This is a genomic window from Caminibacter sp., assembly GCF_053999135.1.
Window position 1 is genome coordinate 1 of sequence record NZ_JBMXVQ010000052.1, and the last position, 2,397, is coordinate 2,397.

Consider the following 2,397-nt stretch of genomic DNA (forward strand, 5'->3'; position numbering starts at 1 on the left):
GTCGCAGGTTCGAGTCCTGCAGGGCGTACCACTTTTATCATAATTTTCTCCTAATTGCGGGAGTGGCGGAACTGGCAGACGCGCCAGACTTAGGATCTGGTGCCGCAAGGCGTGGAGGTTCGAGTCCTCTCTCCCGCACCACTTATTCATCTAAAATTCCCATAAATACGATGTTTTGAAAATTTAAGCAAAAAATGACCCCACAAATAGCCCCACTATTTTAAATTTAAGCATATATTTTTCAATAAAAATCCGTTTAGTTTTGTTTAGCAGTGTTTAGTTTTTAAATTCGTTAATATAAACTCTTATTCTGCTTGGAGATTTCTCAAACTCTTTTGATAATAAAGCTGTTATTTCGTTAATCGGCAATATACCTTTAAGCTGATAATATCTCTTTTTTAACCTATACTTGAATAATCTCTGCTTTGAAATATATACCCTTAGCCCCTGCAGTCTTTCTAAAAGCTCGTATATTTTATTTTCATTCATTCCCAAGTCTTGCAAGTTATAAATAAGATATTCTACGCTGACGTCCATATAACAGCCTTTTTTATTTAAATCCTATATAGAAGTGAATTTATCTTTTGGAGAGAAACGATTATCTTGGAAACTTTAAAAGTCGTGTTTCCTTTTGTTTCCTTTTCAAAAATCTTGTTGACTTTTGTTGACTTTTTAATTTGCCTGTAAACTTTTGTCAACTTTTTCTGATAACCCGTTCACTTTTATAGGAAAAAAGCTGAATTTTTGTCCCATATGTCAGGTTTTGGTGTTGCTTTTTCTTTTTAAAGGCAGTGTTAAAAGCCTGATAAAAAGGAAGTTTCGTTGATGTTGAAGATGTTGCATAAACAGGATACCCCCACCCCCTTAAAAGCGGATTTTGTTTTTGCAGGGCTGGGCGTCCGCTTGTGGTATGCAGGGTTAATAATTTTCAACCCGCCCCCTTGTTTATGATTAAATTAACCAAAAAGAGAAAAGATGAAATACGTAGAGTATTTTTTTTCTGTTTTTATTACTTGCGGCGGTTCCACAGCTTATAGGATTATTTACCATCGGCTGTGACGGTTAATCGGATAATTCCTTTAACCTTTCAAGCTCACTTAAAGCCTCATCAATATAATTAATTATTATGGCTTTTATTTTTTCTTCGTCATTCATTCCGACCAATACCGGAGCCGCTTTTGTAGGTAGAGCTAACATTTTATTCCTAAAAGCCACTAAAATGTTCTCGGCTCTTTTATCTATTTCCTCTTTGTCTTTGAATTCGCCTGTCTGCACTCTGTAATGCAGTTCGTTTAATTTAGCCGCCCATTCGTCTTTTTTAACCTGCACTTTTTGCAGAGGGGATAATCTTGAATAATCCTCAATGGATTTTCTTTTTTTAGAATTGTAGTAAGCCTTTAAAGCACACTCTTTAATTAATTTTTTATCTTTTATGCAGTCTATAAATACGCCTTTTCTTATAAGTTTGGCGATATAAGGCTGAGACACCCCTACCATTTTTGCAAATTCTGTCTGTGTAATAAGTTCCATTGAATCTCCTTATAACTTAATAACTACTTTGAAATTTCAAAAACTAACCAACTTTTGCGCACTCCGTTACCCGTATTCCACCACTTCAAAAGGACCCGCTGTTAATCAGTCATTATTCCAGCCAATGCTAAAAAAGAGAATATTATCCAAAACCAACCAATATTCCATTGTCTTTTTAAATACCACACTAACCATAAAAGTAAAATACCCATAACAGGAACGGTTATAAGCATTATTACACCGACCCAAAATAATAAACTAAGCAATAACGATTTTAATATACACACTTAAAGTCCTTTATATGCGTTATCGTGATTATCTATATCAAGCAAATAAATCTCATTGCCTTTGACTAAAAAGTATAAAACTATCCTGTAATTCATATTAATTGAAACTGAGTGATAATCAGTTCCTTTTAGCTTATGCAGTCTAAGGGAAGGGTGAAACGGGTTATCTTCAAGTATTTCAAGCGTTTTGTAATATCTATCTTTTAACTCCGGGTGTTTTTTTAAAAACTTAACGCTTTTCTTGATAAATTTATCGTCATATATTAACTTATAGCTCATTCTCTATTCTCTCGATAAGCTCTTTTGCACCGCTAACAAAAGCCTCTCCTTTTTCTTTTTTCTTTTTAAGCTCATTATACGCACTATCAAGCAAAAGCCTCTCATATTCTTCAAGGGTAAGCATTACATACTTTGGATTGCCTTTAAAAGAGATGATGGCTTTGTTTTCTTTTCGCAGTTCGTCTTCAACCGCTTTAATTCCTCTTTTTCTAATATCAACTACGCTGACCATCGCTAATCCTTAAATGTGTATTTTGATATACATATTATAACATATATTTAGACGCTATTTTTTACTGTC

Annotated in this window: 4 protein-coding genes and 1 tRNA gene; 1 reads left to right on the forward strand and 4 read right to left on the reverse strand. The window is 34.1% G+C overall.

The genetic code is table 11. From position 1 onward, the window contains the following. Positions 1 to 56 precede the first annotated feature (56 nt). Positions 57 to 141 (forward strand) — tRNA-Leu (locus ACXJH6_RS04445). 135 nt (positions 142 to 276) lie between these two features. Here the strand turns inward: ACXJH6_RS04445 and ACXJH6_RS04450 are convergent. From ACXJH6_RS04450 to ACXJH6_RS04465, 4 genes are all read right to left on the reverse strand, one after another. Further along, a complete protein-coding gene (locus ACXJH6_RS04450) occupies positions 277 to 537 on the reverse strand; it encodes a hypothetical protein (RefSeq protein WP_456470560.1) in 261 nt (86 codons plus the stop codon). A gap of 525 nt (positions 538 to 1,062) precedes the next feature. Further along, positions 1,063 to 1,530, reverse strand: coding sequence for a hypothetical protein (locus tag ACXJH6_RS04455; RefSeq protein WP_456470561.1), 468 nt, complete (start codon positions 1,528 to 1,530; stop codon positions 1,063 to 1,065). Positions 1,531 to 1,817: 287 nt separating this feature from the next. Then, positions 1,818 to 2,096 (reverse strand): type II toxin-antitoxin system RelE/ParE family toxin, encoded by a 279-nt coding sequence (locus ACXJH6_RS04460; protein ID WP_456470562.1) that lies wholly within the window; start codon positions 2,094 to 2,096, stop codon positions 1,818 to 1,820. Beyond that, complete coding sequence (locus ACXJH6_RS04465) at positions 2,086 to 2,328, reverse strand: hypothetical protein (protein WP_456470563.1); 243 nt, start codon at positions 2,326 to 2,328, stop codon at positions 2,086 to 2,088. The genes ACXJH6_RS04460 and ACXJH6_RS04465 overlap by 11 nt, the downstream gene beginning before the upstream one ends. Between the last annotated feature and the right edge of the window lie 69 nt (positions 2,329 to 2,397).